The following is a 17939-nucleotide window of genomic DNA, read 5'->3' as shown; positions in this document are numbered from 1 at the left end:
AAGATCAAGCAAGCGATATTACTTGAATCATGTAGCATCAGTGCCTATACAAAATCTTTCACACCCATATTTTTTGCACCCATAACTGCTCGGGCCATGTGGGTATAGTTAATATCAGAATCGTCAAATATCTCTGGATGGTAAAGCTTCTACTTACGTTACACCCTGTTCATCAAGCTGCAACAACGTATGTAACAAGACATCTGCTCCCTGGCCACATTGTTCCGGTGAGGTATATTCATCTTCTGCATGGCTCACCCCTGACTGACTGGGTACAAAAATCATACCCATCTGGGTAAATCGACCGATCTCCTGGGCATCGTGGATAGCTCGGCTGGGCATGGAATAATGGTTCAGCTGTAGAGAGTTACAAACAGTTGTAATGGTCTCTTGAATCTTGGGACTGGCTAGGGTGGGATCTACCGCATGTTGTCGTTCTAACTGGATCTGGGTAGACGTAATCGCTTCGATTTCTTGAACCCGTTGCTGCAACACATTCACCATAGTCCCAAGGGTCTCCAGCGATAAATCTCGCAGGTCAATGGTGAGATCTACTTGCCCCGGTACAATGTTGGCGGCGTTGGGAATGACGTTTAAATATCCCACCGTGGCTACCTGATTCCCAGGAATATCAACGGCGACATCATGTACTGCTGCTACTAACAACGAAGCTGCATAGAGGGCATCCTGGCGCATATCCATAGGTGTGGTGCCCGCATGGTTAGGACGCCCCATAATGGTCACCAGGTAACGCTGTAGACCCACAATGCCCTGGACTACACCAATCTGACGTTCTCTCGCTTCTAGCACACCACCCTGTTCCACGTGCAATTCTAGATAAGCAGCGATATCTTGGGATGTTCTTTGCGCGGTGGTCAGATTATGCCAGTCGCCACCAATCTGATGTAAACAGGTTTGAATCGAAGTGCCATCCAGCCGACGATAGCATTCAGGATCGGTGTCATGGGCTGCTCCTGCCATGGCCTTACTGCCAATCATCTCACCTTCTTCATCGGTGAACACAATCACCTCAATGGGATGGTGAAGCCGCTGTCCGGCTTCGTGGAGAGTGGCAACAACTTCGATGCCAGCCAGCACTCCCAACGCTCCGTCATAGCGACCACCGGCAGGGACTGTATCAATGTGGGAACCTGTAGCCAGGGCAGGCAGATCTTGAATACCGCTGTAGCGACCAATAATGTTGCCAGCAGCATCAATGGTAATGTCCATGTCTATCGCTTTCATGGCGGCAATCACTTGCTGGCGAGCGGCCAAGTCTTCGAGGCTATAGGCTGTACGCCGTACACCACCAGAGGAGAGTTGACCAATGATAGCCAGATCGCTCAATCGTTTCTGGAGTCGAGCGTGATTAGTTTGTAATGCAACAGTAACCATAGGAGGACCCAAACGCATGGGTCTATCCTCCCTGGAAAGAAGTTAGGGAATTGTTATTAAAATTACTGCAAGCATTACAGGTTGTGACTGATTGTTCACCCTTGTATTATGAAACCGTTAAATGGTGCATACTGAACACTTTACCTAAGGGTAAATGCGTAAAATCTCACGAATGGCTTCTACCATGGGGACCGAGTATGAAACTCATTGGCGTAGACATTGGCGGCACGTTTACAGATTTGATCCTGGCGGATGTGGATCAGCAGCAGACCTGGATTCACAAGGTGCCAACAACGGTGGATGATCCTTCCAGGGCCATGATGCAGGGCATTGAAACCCTGTGTCAGATGGCCCAGGCTGACTACGGTGATATTGAGCATGTGCTCCATGGCACCACCATTGCCACCAATACGCTACTTACCTATGATGGTGCCCGCACAGGGATGGTCACCACGAAGGGGTATCGGGACATTGTCCATATTGGTCGCCACCAGAGACCCCAGCATTATTCCATCATGCAGGATATTCCTTGGCAGGCAAGACCGTTGGTGAAGAGGCGCGATCGCAAAGTCGTCTCCGAACGTCTTGACCCCAAGGGTCACACCCTTATTCCCCTGGACGAGGCCGAAGCCAAAACCGCCATCCTTGAACTCAAAGCCGCTGGCGTCGAATCCATCGCCATCTGTTTTCTCAACTCCTACTTCGATGCTCGCCACGAAGAACGAGTGGCCGCCATCGCCCAAGAACTTTATCCCGAAGCCTTTATCACCACCAGCGCCAGCATCTTTCCCCAGTTCCGAGAATTTGAACGGTTTACCACCGCCTGTATTAACGCCTTTGTTGGGCCTAAGGTGAAACGCTACATCAACAACCTGAGTCAAAGTTTGAAAGAACAAGCCGTGCGGGGCGAACTGCACATTATGCGCTCCAACGGTGGTGTGGCCACTGCAGATGTTGCCGGAGAACAACCCGTTACTTTGTTGTTATCAGGGTTAGCAGCTGGTGTTTTAGGCGGTGCAGCGGCTGGTGCACAATCTCATCGCGATCGACTGATCACCTTTGATATGGGCGGCACCAGTACCGACATTGGCATTGTCACCGAGCGTGGCTTTGCCGAGGCCACAGCGCGAGATACCTGGATTGCTGGATACCCCGTCATGGTGCCTATGATTGATGTGCATACCATCGGTGCCGGTGGCGGCAGCATTGCCTACGTCGATGCCGGTGGTGCATTTCGGGTGGGTCCCCGCAGTGCTGGAGCTGCGCCCGGTCCTGTCTGCTATGACAAAGGCGGCACCGAAGTCACCGTGACCGATGCCAATGTGGTTCTCAATCGGCTAGATCCAGAGTATTTTCTCGGTGGTGAAATGACCATCTACCCCGAGAAAGCCTTTGCAGCGGTACAAGCGTTAGCAGATCGCATGGGGTTAGACCTCTATGAAACCGCTGCCGGAATTCTCACCATTGTCAATAACAACATGGCCAATGCCATCCGCTCCCGCACTATCCAGAAAGGGCAAGACCCCCGCAAATTTGCCCTGGTGGCCCAGGGAGGTGCAGGCCCCCTCCATGCCGCTGAAGTGGCCCTATCCCTTGGCATTCCTGAAGTGATTGTGCCCCGCTATCCCGGCATTACCTCCGCCATGGGACTGCTCACCACCGATCTCAAGCACGACCTGATTCAAAACGAATTTACCCTCAGCACTGAACCCAATCTGGCTAAACTAAACGCTGACCTACAATCTCTAGAAGACCAGGTTAAAGAACAATTAAGGGCCGACGGCTTTAGTGCAACGGACATGACCCTACAACGGTTTGCCGACTGTCGCTATGTGGGTCAGGGCTATGAACTGCGGGCTCAGGTCCCCGGCGGCATTCTGGACGAAACCGCTCTGCAGTCTGTCTGGCAACAGTTCCACGATCTCCATACCGCCGAATATGGCCATGCCTTTCCAGAAAACCCGGTGGAGCTAGTCACCCTCAGGGTCACCGGCACCGGACCCATGCCCAAACTCTCCAACTTCTCTGCCCCCACTGGAGGAAACTTACAAGACGCCTGGCTTAAAACAGCCGTCACCTATTTCCGCGTCAATGGCCAGCTGGAAAAATACTCCACCCAATTCTTTGATCGAGACCGATTACCCGTGGGTGCCCAACTCGAAGGCCCTGCTATCATCTTCCAAAAGGACTCCACAATTCTGTTACCCCCCCATAGCCGCACCACCGTAGAACCCAACGGTAATTTGGTTATTCACGTAACCGATGATTCCTTGGTGGATAAAACCATGGCCATGGCCATCGCCCAAGGATCTGTATAATCGCCTTCCCCCTCGTAGAGACGTTCCATGGAACGTCTCTACGAGAGAACGTTTTTCCCCCTTCCCCTTTCCCTGCCATGACCGTCTCCCCTCCCCAACACCGCCAGCTCCCAAAAATCGACCCAGTTACTGCTCAGGTGATCGCTGGAGCCCTCAACGGAATTGCCCTGGAAATGGGCCATAAGCTGGCCCGCATGTCCTACTCCAGCATTATTCGCGAGTCCGAAGACTTTGGGGCCGCCATTCTTGATGCCGACTGTCAGCAACTAGCCGAATGCGCCTACAGTACGCCCCTACAGTTAGGCCCTATCCCTGGCTACATGCGGGGGGTACTCAAGGCCATGGAAGAAGACGATGAAGAGTTTTACCCCGGTGATGTGATTCTGCATAATCATGCCTATTACGGTGCATCCCACGGGCCAGACATTGGTATTGGCATTCCCATTTTTCGTGGAGAAGAGCTGATCGGCTATTCCTTTACCACCGCCCACCATCTGGATATTGGCTCCTCGTCTCCTGGCAGCTGCGGCATTGTTGATGCTGTGGATGCCTTTGCTGAAGGTCTACAGTTCAAGGCTGTAAAAATTTATGAAAAGGGTGTCAAAAACCGTCAGGTTTGGCGAATGCTGCGACAAAATATTCGCAGTGCCCAGGTAGTGGTGGGAGATATCGAAGCCCAGGTTGCCGCCTGCCGTGTGGGTGAACAACGGTTTCTAGAATTGGTGGATCAGTATGACCTAGATACGGTATTAGCCGCCAGTGAGGTCTTGATGAACTATTCCGAACGGATGATTCGTCAGGCTGTTGAGAAGTTGCCTGATGGGACCTACGTGGCGGAAGGCTTTATCGATGGTTTTTTGGATGATCCAGATCCCAGTAAAAAAGACTTAAAAATTGCTGTTGCGGTTACCATCGACGGCAGTGATATGACCATCGATCTGACCGGCACCGCACCGCAGGTGGATGATCGCCCCATCAACATGCCCTTTGTGGGTACGGTGGACATTGCTATTTTTGTTACCCTGCGGTCTGTCTTACTAGATACCGCATTGATGGAATACGTGCCCCAGAATTCTGGTCTAACCCGTCCTATTCATATTGTTGCCCCTAAGGGGTGTTTAGCAAACCCCATCTATCCAGCACCAGTGATTGCCCGCTGTTGTCCAGGCAATATTGTCGCCGATACCCTGATGAAAGCTTTAGCTCAGGTGGCTCCTAAAAATGTCAGTGGTGGCATCGGCAATATTAAAGTGGTGTCCTACAGTGGTGCCATGGATGAAGATTATTGGGTGTACATGGATATCACCGAAGGTAGCTACGGTGGTCGCTATGGCAAGGATGGCATGGATGGGGTAGATACCCTCTATGCCAACACCCGTAATAACCCCATCGAAGATATTGAAGCCCATTTACCCCTGAGGGTCACCCGTTATGAGCTGATTGAAGATGCCAGTGGTGCGGGTAAATGGCGGGGTGGACTGGGGTCGATTCGAGATATTCAGTTTCTCACACCGGGTCAAATGTCTTTAGAAGGGGAAGGCAATAAGTATGCACCCTGGGGTATTTTTGGTGGAGAGGATGGTACTCCAGGGGGTGTACAAATTCTCAATCCAGAGGATGACGAGGTGCAGGTTTTACCGTCTAAGTTTCCCTGTCGCAAAACAAAACCTGGTGATACCCTACGCACGATCAGTCCCTGCGGTGGTGGCTATGGTAACCCCTTAGAACGTGATCCAGCTTTAGTTTTAGAAGATGTGCTAGACGGATTCCTTACCGTTGAATCAGCTCAGCGGGACTATAAAGTGGTGATTGATCCAGCCACATTCGAAATCGATAAAACAACAACAGAGTCATTACGACAATAGAGACATGATTCTACATGACGTTAGTTGTAAGACACCGCCAAATAACAATAGTTCTACCGATTCATCCCCTAAATCAACCATCGCATAATGCTTACTGGGCATCTGATAGGGCATAGGCGGATACCATGCCTCGCGATCGCAAATACGTCTGACTTTCTTGAGTCAATAGCAGCTCAGCCACCTTCTTACCGATGGGAGAACGGCTGTTGTCAAACGGGTAGATAACAGCTAGGGGATAGGCTAAGGGATATATCCCACTGCGGAGAGCCTCGGCATTAGGCTGATAGCTGCCTTTACGATCGCACAAATCCCCCTCTGGCCCCACCGCCTTACCATTGGTAAACACAAAGGGGCTAACTGTCTGACGCTTCTCTGCTAATGCCAAAGGGTATACCGAACACTGACCAAAAACCTGACTAAGGGGGGCAATACCAATACTACCAATCGTTGTATTCTCAAAATCTTGCAAAATCCAGCGCAGCATCATGAGTGTTGGCAGAGCATCTACCCCATCTGTTGTAATAAACGTTGAAGTAGAGGACGTTGAAGTAGAGGACTCCGCATCAGTAGTAGTCAACATTTCACCTGGCTGGAAAAGCCGCTGGGTGAAAATTTCCTGGGCCGTAGGGTCACTGACCCAATAGCGTTGAACATCTAAATCAAGGGAGCTGATCTGTTGCCAGTTATCGACGGCACCCGTGTAAAGCTGCTTCAGCTGAGACAAACTAATCTCACCCTTTAGGGCATCGGGCAATCCCTTAGTACGCTTAGGATAATTAAAAGCAACCACTGGCACTAAACTGTCGTAGGCGATGATAGTGCTAGTGATATCAGCAGGCAACGGGGCTGTTAATGGAACAATAGCAAAGTCGGTGTGGCCAGATTGAACGGATGCGATCGCATCTTTTGACGTTCCGGTCACATGGGGAATTAAGGACATCTGTGGAAATGTTGCCTGTAATTGCTCAAACAGTGTAGGAGATACCTCCAGAGACGGTTCTGCCGCCACACGAAATAACGGATACCAATAGGCAGCAGCCGGTATCCCGTAGCGATACTCTCCTACAGGCACAGCATCAATGTCCTTCAAACAGCAAAGATTTAAGGGGATATTTGCATAGCTGGGGCGCTGAGACCTTAACAATAACCAGCCGAAAATGCCTAGCGTCGCTAGAATCGCCGCTATGACCAAAATAGGAATGAAGCGTTTATACCAGGCTGGTTTAATGGGTATTAGTTCTGCATTCCGAGATTCCCAGTGACTTGCCTCCTCTTCAGGTGGTATCGCTAACAATGCCGTTCGAGCCGCTTCTGCACTGGCAAACGATGGTTCAATACCAATCAACCTGAGGATAAATTGCTTAAGTGGGGCATAAACATCGGGCCAGTTGCTATCCAGATGCGGTTTTAAAAGCTGTCCTTGGTTATCTAAGGTGGCACCATTTAAGAGGAAAAATGCCACTCGCCCCAGAGCGGCTAAATCGTCTTGAAAGTCGGGCTGTTCTCGATCAACACGGGCTGGATCAAAAAATCTCTCCCACAGGGCAAAATCAGTCAGATATACAAACCCTTGAGAATCTTGTTCTTTTGAGTCACTCACCCATAGCAGACTGTCTAAACTAAGATTTCCATGGACAATTCCTGTTTGCATCTGTCCAGCTGGCAGTGTAAATTTTTGCTGGTGCAAGAACATCAGAGTTTGTAGCACCTGATTGAGCATGGCTAACACTGCTTTACTGCCAAAAGCGCCATGGTTCGCACAGTATTGGTTCAACGTTGGCTGACCATCTACAGCGGATGTCACCAAATAACACCGCTCACCTGACAAATCTGCGATCGCTTCTAATGGCAGCACGATTCTCACATCCTGCACTCGACCATCCGCTAAGGCCAATCCTGCTAGTGTAGTGAATGATTCCTGGCATTGCCGCTGTTCATCTGGGCTAAAGTATCGCTCAGGTAGCAAATATTCTTGGATAACAACGGATTCTTCGGAACTAAGACGTACCCCCTGATAAAGTCTGCCAATGCCGCGTCGTCCTATACTGTGACCAATTTTATATTCACCTTGTTTACCAATGATCTGGCCACCAGTAGGCAGTAAGGCCGGGAAATAACACTGCTCACATCTAGCGTTTTCTTTGACAGTTGATTCCTGACAGCTTAAGGGATTTCCCTGCAAACACCGATATTGGTGATAATAGGGCGTAGGTGCTTGAATACGATCAGGAATAGTCTCCTTAATCAACTGTTCTGATGGAGGTTCAGGAAAAACATCGGGTTTAATGTCTTCCAAGACAGACTTTAGCCACTTTACATCGATAAGGTCTTGGTATCGCTCGATCCGATCCTGGTAAGATAGCATTAGTAAATAGCTTCGGAGAAAGCGTTTAGAGATCTGTCCTATAATCACAATGATCCTCAGCCAACAGAACAAATTTATTTGTTTGTTAGCATACCCCAATAGGATATCGCGATCTCGATACTGATTTTATTGATGAATTTGAATACGGTTCTCCATGGGCATACTGAAGCCGCTAAATCTGAATAAGATAAAGAAGTGGCTGAATGAAGACAATGCCTTGGAGAAGTACTCGCTGATATCAATAAGATTTGCTGGGCACTATAGCTGAAGTTAGTTCAACAACTCTGTTAGGAGGCTGGCAATGGGTGATTGCGATCGCGCTCAGAAAAAAGACGATCAGGCATCTCAAACACAGATGACCCATAGTCAGCTAACACCCTCCTCACCAGCCAAAGCTGCAAATATTCCCCAAAGTAATCCAATATCTAATACATCGACTGCATCGACAAATTTTAATTTTTCCGATGTAAGTGTGTTACAGCCCAAACTCACCATTGGAGAACCCAACGATCCTTATGAACAAGAAGCGGATCGCGTAGCCAGTGAAGTTGTAAAAAAAATTCATAGTGGGCAAGCAGCAGATGATCAAGACGATACCGTACAGCGTAGCCTTTCCCATAACTTTAGTTTTCTGACCATACAGCGTGATGGGGGTGTTATTACTGGGGTCGCCAACGGTGACTTTGAAGCCCAACTAAACCAGGCACGCAGCGGTGGCAGCTCCCTGGAGCCCAAACTTCAAGGTAAACTTGAATCTGCCATGGGAGCTAATTTTAGCCGAGTAAAAATCCATACTGATCAACAAGCGGATCATCTTAGCCAATCAATTCAGGCCAAAGCCTTCACCACTGGACAAGATGTTTTCTTTAAACAAGGAGCCTATAACCCAGGCTCTAAAGGTGGTCAGGAACTTATCGCCCACGAGCTAACCCATGTGGTACAACAAAATAGCAACACTGTACAAAGACAACCTCAAAAAGAGTTTGGTCAAAAGAGTCTACCATTGACCACAAGGGTAGATCAATCTACTCAAATTAAACAAGCAAACACTTCCGGCATTCAGCGTGATCCCGAAGGACAAATCGGTGTTCGACCAGGACATGAAGAAAACAACTGGAAACGCTACCAGATCAACCTAGACAAAGCCACTGAACAAATAGAAGGGAAGCAACTAAGAAAACTAGGCAAACAGGGCGCATTAGGTGATTGTTGGGTAATTTCGTCAATCATCGCGTTGGGTTATACAAAACCAGAGAAATTATTGGCTTCTATTGAGGAGGGCACAAGTGATACCATCGACGATGACATCAAACAAACCTTTAAAGTTAAGCTCTATCCGATGAATGATCAGAGTGGAGCTAATCTTGCACCCAGCGGCGAAGAGCCTAAAGAGATTGAAGTCGATACCCAACTACCTGTGACGGCTCAAGAACAGTTACTCTATGCAGGCAAAGGATCAAAAGCTTCCTCTGCCAGGCTTATAGGTATTATCGAAAAAGCGTTAGCGGTTGAAAAGGGTTTGGGAAGCTATGCAAATTTGGGATCAGATTCTGCGAGACGTGCATTGGGTATGCTAACAGGGAAATCGACAGAATCTCTAGATTTAGTAAGAGATCCGAGAGAAGCTACTAGCAAACTCAAAGATTTACAAACAAATATCAACAACACAACGGTGGTCATCAATTCAGAGCGCCCGAAAAGGCTAAATCCCACATGGAAGAAAGATCCTATTTATAAAGATCAGATCGATCAACAACCCACTGAAGAAGCTAAAGAAAGAAAAATGCACTCGATCCGCAGGCGGGTCAATCATAATCCAACCAGAGACTATCAGTGGAGTAACGCAGAAGCCCATGCCATGGCAGTACTTGGGTTTGCTGGCGATAAAATGAAAATTTATGATCAGGGATTAGGCTATACGTTCGAAGTAACTATTCAGGAGTTAGTGTCAAACGACTACTGCCATACAAAAGAAGGCACACGCAACGACAAATTCGACTTTAAGTGGAAGTTTGGAGAAGTTATCTGGCTCGATTGGTCAACTGAGGAAGCATCAGACAGTGATACAACTGAAGATAATACATAAATGCTAGTTAGGCAGAATCAGTACTCAGTATTGCTGCTCTTCGGGATTACTTTATGTGAGATACCATTCAGTAGCAGCAATAGCTCTAGACCAGTTCATCCTTTAAATTAACAATGGCTAAGTAACCTTGAACACCTCATAAAGTCCCACCCAGTTTTCCAGTACAGATAACGACCACACTACAAACAGATACATTCAGAAAACATCAGCTAAATGCCCAGTTAGATGGGGGCATCTAAAAGCGATCGCGCTCTATTAATTACGTGGAATAATTCTTGTTGAGTTTAGAATATTTTCAAAAATAGGGATATACTTACGCTCCAACGATTCTAAGACAGCTGCGTTGATTAGATAAAACTTATAGGGGCTTCCTACAATCAAGGCCTGCATCTGAAATAAACGCAACCCAGTATTTTCTTCTCGCCAGGAGTAATGCTTACAATAGGTCTTGTGACCGCCTATTTCATAGGTTTGTTCTTGTAATAGCTTGTACTCATTATAGTCTTGCTGCATAAGGGCATTATTCTGAGCTATGAGGGATTCAAACCAACTATCATTAGAACTATCCGGCTTTTGTAATTCATAGCTCATGGAAACTTTATATTCGTCAAAGTATTCCTCAAAACCTGGTTCTGGCAAGCCAAAGATACGGAATTTTGAGCTATCCACAATCGCTCCAGACCAAGACTTTGGCACTAAAATAGAAACCATAGTCTCTTGATTAAAATAACTAACCATATCAGGAAGGGTCGCCATCTGTTAACACCTCAAAAAACTATACGGCCTGAGTCATAAAGATAAACCGAATGGACTCTAAAGCATTTCGAAACATGGGTAGTAATTCATCCTCATGTTGAGCCAGGCAAGCACCAGCAAAACTAAAGAGAACATTATCCACCAGGATAAAAGATTGGTATCGAACAGCCAGAGCACCAAAATCCTCGTCGAAATATCTAAAGACATCCGTCAGTCCGGGATATTGATCGATAATTTCTTCTTGATGAGAAATTAGTTCAAAGTTTTTACGCGGCACAGTCACCACTGACTCAGAGGCTTGACGGAGGTTATCAATGTTTGTGCTGGGAGATGGAAATAACTGAATTATCAATCGAGGATTTTTAGAAAAATCGTCTTCATCCTCGTCTTCATCATAAATTTCATAGTAATAAACGACATTATGTGCATCTTCTGAGAATTCTTCCCAGCCCACAGGAAGCTCTAGTGAGACATGGGTTTGATGACTAAAAAAATGTAATACGTCTGCCATATTGCCAATGTTCTAAACGAGTTCTTGGTGTTGCCGGTAAAATCGTTGATCCAACCTCTTTCTATAATTAGCATTATTAGCAATTTTATAGAGGGATTGTGACGATTTAGAACAGCTTCTTAAAGCCATCCTTGGGTGTGCTACCCACGGTCAGCGGGAACGATCGAATGACACCAGCCTGGATAATAATGCCGTCAGGGTCAACTAACTGATCACCAAATGCGGCACGACAGGCCTGCTCCAGAATTCCATCGGAGAACTTATACTCTAAATACTTGGATACCTTGCTGTTCTTACGCACTTTTTTGTCGAGGATTTCTTGGATATTCTCCCGTTTGACAAGATTTTTGGCTTTACCTTTTGATTTACGGGTTTCCTTCTTCTTCGCATAAGCTAGCAAGTGAGGATGGGCCACCTCGAACAACTCAGACTTCATATTTTCCTCTTGCTCAGGTGTTAAGTCATCTGTAGACTTCCGATCTTGGTCCGAAATGCTGGTGTTATCCAAAGCCTTCCGAGTCAGAGCATTCTTGAGTTTTTCCTTGATGACTAGGCCAATTTCCTTGAAGTCCACCGTCAAGGTTACACCACCGCCACCGCCAAGGCCCAGTGCCCCTGCGAGCTTACCACCAATGACCAATTTCCCATTTTCGAACGAGAAGGTGCCCTCAATAGACGCTCCTACACCTGCCGAGGCTTCTACCTCTCCCGAAATCTTGAATAGAATGCGTCCTTGATATTTCACGGCTGCAGAGCCACTGGTTTTTACTTTTGAACCAGCAAATGCTTCCGCTTTACCAGAGGCTGAAATACCCAGCAGACTTACAGAAATTTGTCCTTCAACTCCAGCTTCGACCCCTGCAAGGGCCTCAAATTTGCCCTGTGCTTCACCCCCTAGTTCACCCGCTTTAATATTAACGGTGACCTCTCCTTCGCTCTTGACACCGGCCATGACTTTAGCCGAACCTGATGCTGCAATACCAAAAGCTGTAATATTGAGTTTGCCTTTGGCTTCAGCCATAACTCCGGCAAAGCCGCTTAATTTGCTCTTTAATTGAGCCGATAGTTCCATGCCACCGACTTCTTTAGAGATTTGAGCTAACCCTTCTAAGTCAAAGCCTAAACCAGCTTTGGTAGTGGCCCGTGCCATAATGGTCAACCCATCGATGACATCAACAACTTTAGTGCTGACCACTTCACTTTCACCGCCCACAAAACCGCTGGACTTACCTTCTACCTCCATCTTGGTACCGGAAGAGGTTTCTTTGACTTTTTTGGCAGCGGCTTCGCCAAATGCCCCAGCTCGAGCTAGGGCCTGAAAAGCTTCCTTAACACTGGTATCATCGGATTCAGAAATCTTTTGAGCTGCTGCCGCAACACCAGAAAAGCCCTTTTTACTTGTTTCTGTGGTTGTGACGGTGCCGTCGCCCACCTTTGTCGTTGTTGTTGTTTCTGGATCGTCTAATAGCTCTTGTTTGCCACCCAGATGTGTTTTCGTAGACTGATCGGTGAAACCGGACAGATCTACATCACCGACAATGTCATCGGGAGTATCTTCCTGAAAGCCAGTGGTGACATCTCGTTGCACCACCGTTGAGCCATTATGCAGTTTTGCTTGAACAGTGGGGGACTGCCCCTGCTGAATAGTGTGGGTTAGCTCGTGGGCAATTAACTCCTGTCCAGCCCGACTCCCAGGTTGATATTCTCCCTGTCGGAAGAACACATCACGTCCTGTTGTAAAGGCTTTTGCTTGAATGGAGCGGTTAAGGTTATCGGCCTGGGCATCTGTGTGCACACGCACGCCGCTAAAATCGGCCCCCATGGCTTGCCCCATCCGTGTCTGTATATCTGGAGATAAGCTTTGACCACAACCCCGTGCTGAATTAATGGCTGTTTCCAAATTATTTGATACAGCGTCTGTCTGATCGCTGCGACACTGTATTAAAGACGTCCTCCTGATCCCTTCTTCTTCTGGCTCCTTCATCTGCTGGAGCGATGAGACAGCTGATGCTTGCTGAATCGGATCTGGTTGTTGTTCCTGAGGTGCATTAATGCGCTGCACCACATCTGCTGCCACTTGATCCGCTTCTTGTTCATACTTGTCGTTGGGGCTCCCTAAGGTCAGTTTGGTCTGAATTGGGAACGCCTGCCTATCGACTGATGCATCCCCCTCCGAAAAGAGTTGCAGTTGACCAAAATTAAAGCCTGCTTGCGCCGAGGATTTCGGTTCGACCATTGCTGATTCATGGTCTGTTGTCTCAGTCGTACGTTGGGCGATTGCCGACCGAAAGGGTCGAGGTTGAAGTCCTGTTATCGTCTCTTTTTTTTCCTGTTTAGAAGGCTGATAAGATTGGCGATTACGCTGGCGGCCCATAATGATTTCCAATAAAAAATAGACTTTTCTATGAAGACAAATACGAAACAAAAAGAAACAAAAAAAGAGATGACCGTTAGTCGGTGCTGGGTGTCAATGCAGTTAAGGTATATTGGGTCAGGGTGTTTTCAGGATTAAGCGCTAGAGTTGCCTGGAGATCGGCCATGGCAACTGTCGTATCGCTAAGATAGTGTTCACTGAAAATAGCTTGAACTCACAGCCTGTATCACATAGCTATTATTCCTGGGTGAGGGTAAAGTCTACAAACTATTAAGATGGTGGTGGCGGTGGTATTGGTGTTGATAAAGTTTCAGTGGATTGGGTTGCTGTCAATACCTTTAAGGTATTCTGGGCAAGCACATTGTCGGGATTGAGGGCGAGAGCCGCCTTTAAGTCAGCGGTAGCGGCAACATAATCATTAAGATTAAACCAGGCAATGCCACGCCCCGTCAGGGCATCGGTGTGGGTAGCATCGAGGGTAAGCACCTGGTCATAGGTGGCGATCGCACCCCTATACTCTCCCATGGCAGCCAGGGTCACACCCTTGTTGTACCAGGCCTGAGCAGATTCTGAATTCAGTGCAATTGCCCGTTCCGCAGAGTGCAGAGCTTCTGTGTATTGTTCTAATTCCCAGAGAACAAGACTGCGATTCGTCCAGCCCCAATCGCTAAAGGGATTTAATGCTAAGGCCTGATTGTAGGCCGCCAGTGCATGGGAATATTGTTCTGTTGCCCGAAAAATCACCCCTCGGGTAAACCAAGCCGGAGCATAGGTTTTGTCCAGGTTGATCGCCTGTTGATTAGCCGCAAGGGCTTCTGCATAACGTCCCAAATACCAAAGAATTGTACTGCGGTGATTGTGGGCGGCCACATAGTCCGGCTGAATTCCCACTGCTCGATTGATCGAGGCCAGGGCTTCTTCATAGTGTTGTGCACCGGTCAGGGCAATACTACGTTGATTCCACCCTTTAGCCAGGGTTTGGTGACCCCAATCCCCATCACCTCCAATGGCAGCATCACAGGCAGCCAATGCGGGTTCATAGCTGCCCAGTCGATTGAGTAAGGTACACTGCCCCAACAGCGCCAGGGTGTAATCTGCCTTGAGGGCAACCGCCTGATTGTAAGAAACCAGCGCTTCCTGATCGCGGCGCAGTGTCTCTAGTAACTGTCCCTGGGCCGCCCAGGTCAGGGCGTTTTTGGGGTCAAGGCCAATGGCCTGGTCGTAGGCAAAAATGGCCTGGTTGTATTGATTCAGCTGGCTATGGGCCTGCCCTTGATAGGTCCAGGCCAGGGCAGGCCCGATATCTCCCCAATTTTTATTGATAGACAGGGCTGACCCACAGGCATCTAAAGCACTTTGAGGACGTTCGAGGGCCACATAGGCTTCGCACTGGCGAGTTAAAACCAGGGAGTTTTCGGGATCTTGCAACAGGGTACGTTCATAGGCCACCAGCGCTAACTCATACTGTTTAGCCTGGGATAAAATCTCACCGCGATAGAACCAAGCTAGTGTGGGGTTCTCGCTCCCCCAATTGCCGTTAACTCTTAAGGCGTTGTTACATTTATCCAGGGCAGTTTCATTTTCTCCTAGGGCTGTGTAGGCCACACATTGGTAGGCAATGGCCAGGGAATTTTCGGGATCAAAGGTGAGGGCACGATTTGCGGATGCGATCGCATCCGCAAATGCTTTTAGCTTGATCAAAATACCGCTATGCTGCGCCCAAATGTCAGGATTCTCTGGTTCTAGAGCAATCGCTTGTTCACAGGCTGCCAATGCTTTTTCATACTCTTCTGCTGTAGCTTGCAGACGGCACAGATCGGTCCAATACGTAATATCTTCTAAGGCATCAAAGGATGCCGGTTGAGCCAACACAGGTGTGATGGTCACGAGCAATGTGCTGACGACAAGACCGGGGATCAGGCGATTGAACCATGGAAGCAGCATGACAATATATCAATCTTTGTCTGTGCAGCTAGAGTGCCCTGCTAAATCCCCGGATTCTCAAGGGAAGCCCATGTACGAAAAGTTGGCCAAGATTTAGAATTCAGCGATTTAAGCAGGACAAAGTTGAGAATCCGGGATTATGACCGGGCACCTTAGGTTAGATAGAGATTTCTTGTTATGAAACCCTTATTTATTGGTTTAGCGATGCTTCTATCGCTGATGGGCCTACCCGGTTACACCTTTAGCAAAAAAGATCTCACACAGCTTCAAGAAACCCGCCAGTGCCCTCGCTGCGATCTGCGCGGTGCCGATTTGCGAGGCATGTTTCTACAGCAAGCCAATTTGCGACGAGCTAACCTCGCAGGAGCTGATCTTAATGGTGTTGATTTAAAGGGAGCCTTTCTCTTTCAGGCTAATCTCCGTGACACAGATCTGCGTAACGCCAACCTCAGCAATGTAAACCTGTTCGGTGCTCGGTTAGAAGGCGCACAGTTAGCCAATGCCCATGTGGATGAACGTACAATCATGGATGACCGCTGGCGATTGGTTTGGGATTTGGTCACCCATGGTTTAGGTGAGCATGACCTGCGTGGCATAGATTTGCAGGGGGCCAACTTAGATGGTGCTGATTTACGGGGTGCTGATTTGACCGGGGCCATTCTCACCGGCACCACCTTTGAAGGCACATTTTTAAGTGGCAGTCTCTTCAACCAGGCTCAGCTAGACGAGACTAGCTTTTTTATTGCCAATTTACAAGCAGCAGATCTATCAGAGAGCCAGCTTCAAAATGGTAGTTTGCGAGCTGCAGATGCTCGTCTAGTGAATCTCTCTAGAGCTCATTTAAACCGAGCTGATCTGGCATTGACCTACCTGGATAGTGCCACGCTCATTGAAGCTGATCTCACCAGAGCCGATTTAACTGGAGCGTTGTTGACCCAAGCCGATCTAACCAATGCGCAACTGAGTAGGGCTAATCTTCTCGTTGCTGACTTTCGCGAAGCCACATTAGACGGCATTGATCTCACCAGAGCCAATCTTCAAGGAGCCGACTTTACTGATACACAATTTGCGGCATCCCAACTGAGAGATGTGATTCCTGCTGGCATTCGACTGATTAATGCTGATTTAGCAGGTTCAGATCTGAGCAATCTGGATTTGCGGGGTACTGATCTCAGTGGTAGTAATCTGCGGCAGGTGAATTTTATTAATAGCAACCTGCGGGGGGTTAATTTCCAAGGAGCCGATCTAAGCTTTACGGATTTTTCTGGGGCGAATCTTGCTGAGGCGAATTTTCAGCAAGCTACATTAGAAGGGATTAAGTTTGATATTCGCACCAATCTCTGCGGTGCCATTATGCCAGACGGTAGCGAACGTAGTTGTAATTAGCCAGCTTACCAAGGACTGCCAATCATCGTGGTGGGCAGGTAATTGCTCAACTCCCCCTCCGGGGGATTGTCTTCCTGGATGCTTATGCGTAATGTATGGGTATGCAAGACCTTCCTGACCTAAGCCAGTTAAGTCCAGAGGCGAAAGATACTCTGATACGAATGCTATGGGAAGAAATGCAATGGTTACGTCAGCGTTTAAATGAATTAGAGATTAAACGACGATTACGACAGCATTTGAAACTCCAGCCTGACCAAGCGGATGGGATTCGATTACGGAACCGGTATGACGAGATTCAGGATCATTTGTTTGTCTTCTTAGACGATGGTACTGTCCCGCCTACCAATAATTCTAGTGAGCCAGCCATTCGGATGAGTACGGTATGCCGAAGAATTAGTAAGACTTATGAAAAGTATTGCTGTATTAGTCACGTCTGGCTATGAATTCAGAATATACTTATCTTCTCTAGATAAGAGCAAAGAGCGCTTGGGAATTATCACCCATCTTGTTCCGAACCAAAAGATTACAACCGATTCTTTTCGATCAAAAGCAAAGACTATTTTTTTGGAAGACATTAAAAAGCTTTTTCTGTATCTAGAAAAGCATCTTAACAATGAATTAAAGCATGAATTACCTGTTTTTATGGGATACGATTGTGCGTATAAAATTCAGGCCTTGCTAGGAACTGGGGTTTGTAATTCAAATACTTCAGTTAATTCAACTTCAATTAATGAAGAAGATGCTTTTACTATTAGATGCTTAGTGAATGTCGGCAATATGAAAAACATCTCATGTACCGAATATTTTGGTGGGGAATCTGTTGTTACAGTTGAAAACTGTCGCAAATTTATCGATAGTCTTAAAGGAATATATCTTGAGTCAAAAAAGATAGATAGTTACTGCTGACGGAGAAACAACTATACGCAACTTCCCTAACCT

The 17939-nt window shown here is 47.6% G+C and carries 12 protein-coding genes; 6 read left to right on the top strand and 6 right to left on the bottom strand.

Annotation, left to right across the window (positions count from 1 at the left end; genetic code table 11):
- Positions 1 to 153 precede the first annotated feature (153 nt).
- Positions 154 to 1413, bottom strand: a complete 1260-nt coding sequence (locus DXZ20_RS08635) for a Zn-dependent hydrolase (protein ID WP_250565681.1) — start codon at positions 1411 to 1413, stop codon at positions 154 to 156.
- A 179-nt stretch (positions 1414 to 1592) separates the two neighbouring features.
- Here DXZ20_RS08635 and DXZ20_RS08630 point away from each other — a divergent pair, with 179 nt between their 5' ends.
- The gene (locus DXZ20_RS08630) at positions 1593 to 3713 is read left to right on the top strand and encodes a hydantoinase/oxoprolinase family protein (RefSeq protein ID WP_163697643.1); all 2121 of its coding nucleotides are present in this window, start codon (positions 1593 to 1595) and stop codon (positions 3711 to 3713) included.
- Positions 3714 to 3790: 77 nt separating this feature from the next.
- Entirely contained in the window at positions 3791 to 5578 is a 1788-nt protein-coding gene (locus DXZ20_RS08625) for a hydantoinase B/oxoprolinase family protein (protein ID WP_163697641.1), read from the top strand.
- 91 nt (positions 5579 to 5669) lie between these two features.
- Here the strand turns inward: DXZ20_RS08625 and DXZ20_RS08620 are convergent, their stop codons facing one another.
- Positions 5670 to 7943 carry a substrate-binding domain-containing protein gene (locus DXZ20_RS08620; protein WP_163697639.1) on the bottom strand — a complete coding sequence of 758 codons (2274 nt, stop codon included), beginning with the start codon at positions 7941 to 7943 and terminating at the stop codon, positions 5670 to 5672.
- A 301-nt stretch (positions 7944 to 8244) separates the two neighbouring features.
- Here DXZ20_RS08620 and DXZ20_RS08615 point away from each other — a divergent pair, with 301 nt between their 5' ends.
- Positions 8245 to 10029, top strand: a complete 1785-nt coding sequence (locus tag DXZ20_RS08615; RefSeq protein WP_163697637.1) for an eCIS core domain-containing protein — start codon at positions 8245 to 8247, stop codon at positions 10027 to 10029.
- Between the two features lie 255 nt (positions 10030 to 10284).
- Here DXZ20_RS08615 and DXZ20_RS08610 read toward each other — a convergent pair whose 3' ends face one another.
- The 4 genes from DXZ20_RS08610 to DXZ20_RS08595 all read right to left on the bottom strand — a co-directional run bounded on the left by DXZ20_RS08610 (position 10285) and on the right by DXZ20_RS08595 (position 15614).
- Positions 10285 to 10785 (bottom strand): DUF1795 domain-containing protein, encoded by a 501-nt coding sequence (locus tag DXZ20_RS08610; protein ID WP_163668697.1) that lies wholly within the window; start codon positions 10783 to 10785, stop codon positions 10285 to 10287.
- Between the two features lie 19 nt (positions 10786 to 10804).
- Positions 10805 to 11296, bottom strand: coding sequence for a hypothetical protein (locus DXZ20_RS08605; RefSeq protein WP_163668699.1), 492 nt, complete (start codon positions 11294 to 11296; stop codon positions 10805 to 10807).
- A gap of 106 nt (positions 11297 to 11402) precedes the next feature.
- The gene (locus DXZ20_RS08600) at positions 11403 to 13670 is read right to left on the bottom strand and encodes an eCIS core domain-containing protein (protein ID WP_250565680.1); all 2268 of its coding nucleotides are present in this window, start codon (positions 13668 to 13670) and stop codon (positions 11403 to 11405) included.
- A 270-nt stretch (positions 13671 to 13940) separates the two neighbouring features.
- Positions 13941 to 15614 (bottom strand): tetratricopeptide repeat protein, encoded by a 1674-nt coding sequence (locus DXZ20_RS08595; protein ID WP_163697635.1) that lies wholly within the window; start codon positions 15612 to 15614, stop codon positions 13941 to 13943.
- 177 nt (positions 15615 to 15791) lie between these two features.
- Between DXZ20_RS08595 and DXZ20_RS08590 the strand changes: the two genes are divergently transcribed.
- The 3 genes from DXZ20_RS08590 (at position 15792) to DXZ20_RS08580 (ending at position 17906) form a co-directional block, all read left to right on the top strand.
- Positions 15792 to 17000 (top strand): pentapeptide repeat-containing protein, encoded by a 1209-nt coding sequence (locus tag DXZ20_RS08590; RefSeq protein ID WP_163697633.1) that lies wholly within the window; start codon positions 15792 to 15794, stop codon positions 16998 to 17000.
- Between the two features lie 101 nt (positions 17001 to 17101).
- Positions 17102 to 17443: an IS66 family transposase gene (locus DXZ20_RS08585; RefSeq protein ID WP_163697632.1), complete on the top strand. Its 342-nt coding sequence runs from the start codon at positions 17102 to 17104 to the stop codon at positions 17441 to 17443.
- Positions 17406 to 17906: a hypothetical protein gene (locus DXZ20_RS08580; protein ID WP_163697630.1), complete on the top strand. Its 501-nt coding sequence runs from the start codon at positions 17406 to 17408 to the stop codon at positions 17904 to 17906. Before DXZ20_RS08585 ends, DXZ20_RS08580 begins: the two co-directional genes overlap by 38 nt.
- Positions 17907 to 17939 lie beyond the last annotated feature (33 nt).

Source organism: Adonisia turfae CCMR0081, assembly GCF_011009555.1.
In the GTDB taxonomy this organism is placed as follows: Bacteria; Cyanobacteriota; Cyanobacteriia; order Phormidesmidales; family Phormidesmidaceae; genus Leptothoe; species Leptothoe turfae.
This window is presented reverse-complemented; position numbering and strand designations above follow the sequence as displayed.

Bases quoted from the DNA above. Each gene is read 5' to 3' on its own strand.
- DXZ20_RS08585 (WP_163697632.1), top strand. From the start codon at position 17,102: ATGCAAGACCTTCCTGACCTAAGCCAGTTAAGTCCAGAGGCGAAAGAT.
- DXZ20_RS08580 (WP_163697630.1), top strand. From the start codon at position 17,406: ATGAAAAGTATTGCTGTATTAGTCACGTCTGGCTATGAATTCAGAATA.
- DXZ20_RS08615 (WP_163697637.1), top strand. From the start codon at position 8,245: ATGGGTGATTGCGATCGCGCTCAGAAAAAAGACGATCAGGCATCTCAA.
- DXZ20_RS08595 (WP_163697635.1), bottom strand. From the start codon at position 15,614: ATGCTGCTTCCATGGTTCAATCGCCTGATCCCCGGTCTTGTCGTCAGC.
- DXZ20_RS08605 (WP_163668699.1), bottom strand. From the start codon at position 11,296: ATGGCAGACGTATTACATTTTTTTAGTCATCAAACCCATGTCTCACTA.
- DXZ20_RS08610 (WP_163668697.1), bottom strand. From the start codon at position 10,785: ATGGCGACCCTTCCTGATATGGTTAGTTATTTTAATCAAGAGACTATG.
- DXZ20_RS08600 (WP_250565680.1), bottom strand. From the start codon at position 13,670: ATGGGCCGCCAGCGTAATCGCCAATCTTATCAGCCTTCTAAACAGGAA.
- DXZ20_RS08625 (WP_163697641.1), top strand. From the start codon at position 3,791: ATGACCGTCTCCCCTCCCCAACACCGCCAGCTCCCAAAAATCGACCCA.
- DXZ20_RS08635 (WP_250565681.1), bottom strand. From the start codon at position 1,413: ATGCGTTTGGGTCCTCCTATGGTTACTGTTGCATTACAAACTAATCAC.
- DXZ20_RS08590 (WP_163697633.1), top strand. From the start codon at position 15,792: ATGAAACCCTTATTTATTGGTTTAGCGATGCTTCTATCGCTGATGGGC.
- DXZ20_RS08620 (WP_163697639.1), bottom strand. From the start codon at position 7,943: ATGCTATCTTACCAGGATCGGATCGAGCGATACCAAGACCTTATCGAT.
- DXZ20_RS08630 (WP_163697643.1), top strand. From the start codon at position 1,593: ATGAAACTCATTGGCGTAGACATTGGCGGCACGTTTACAGATTTGATC.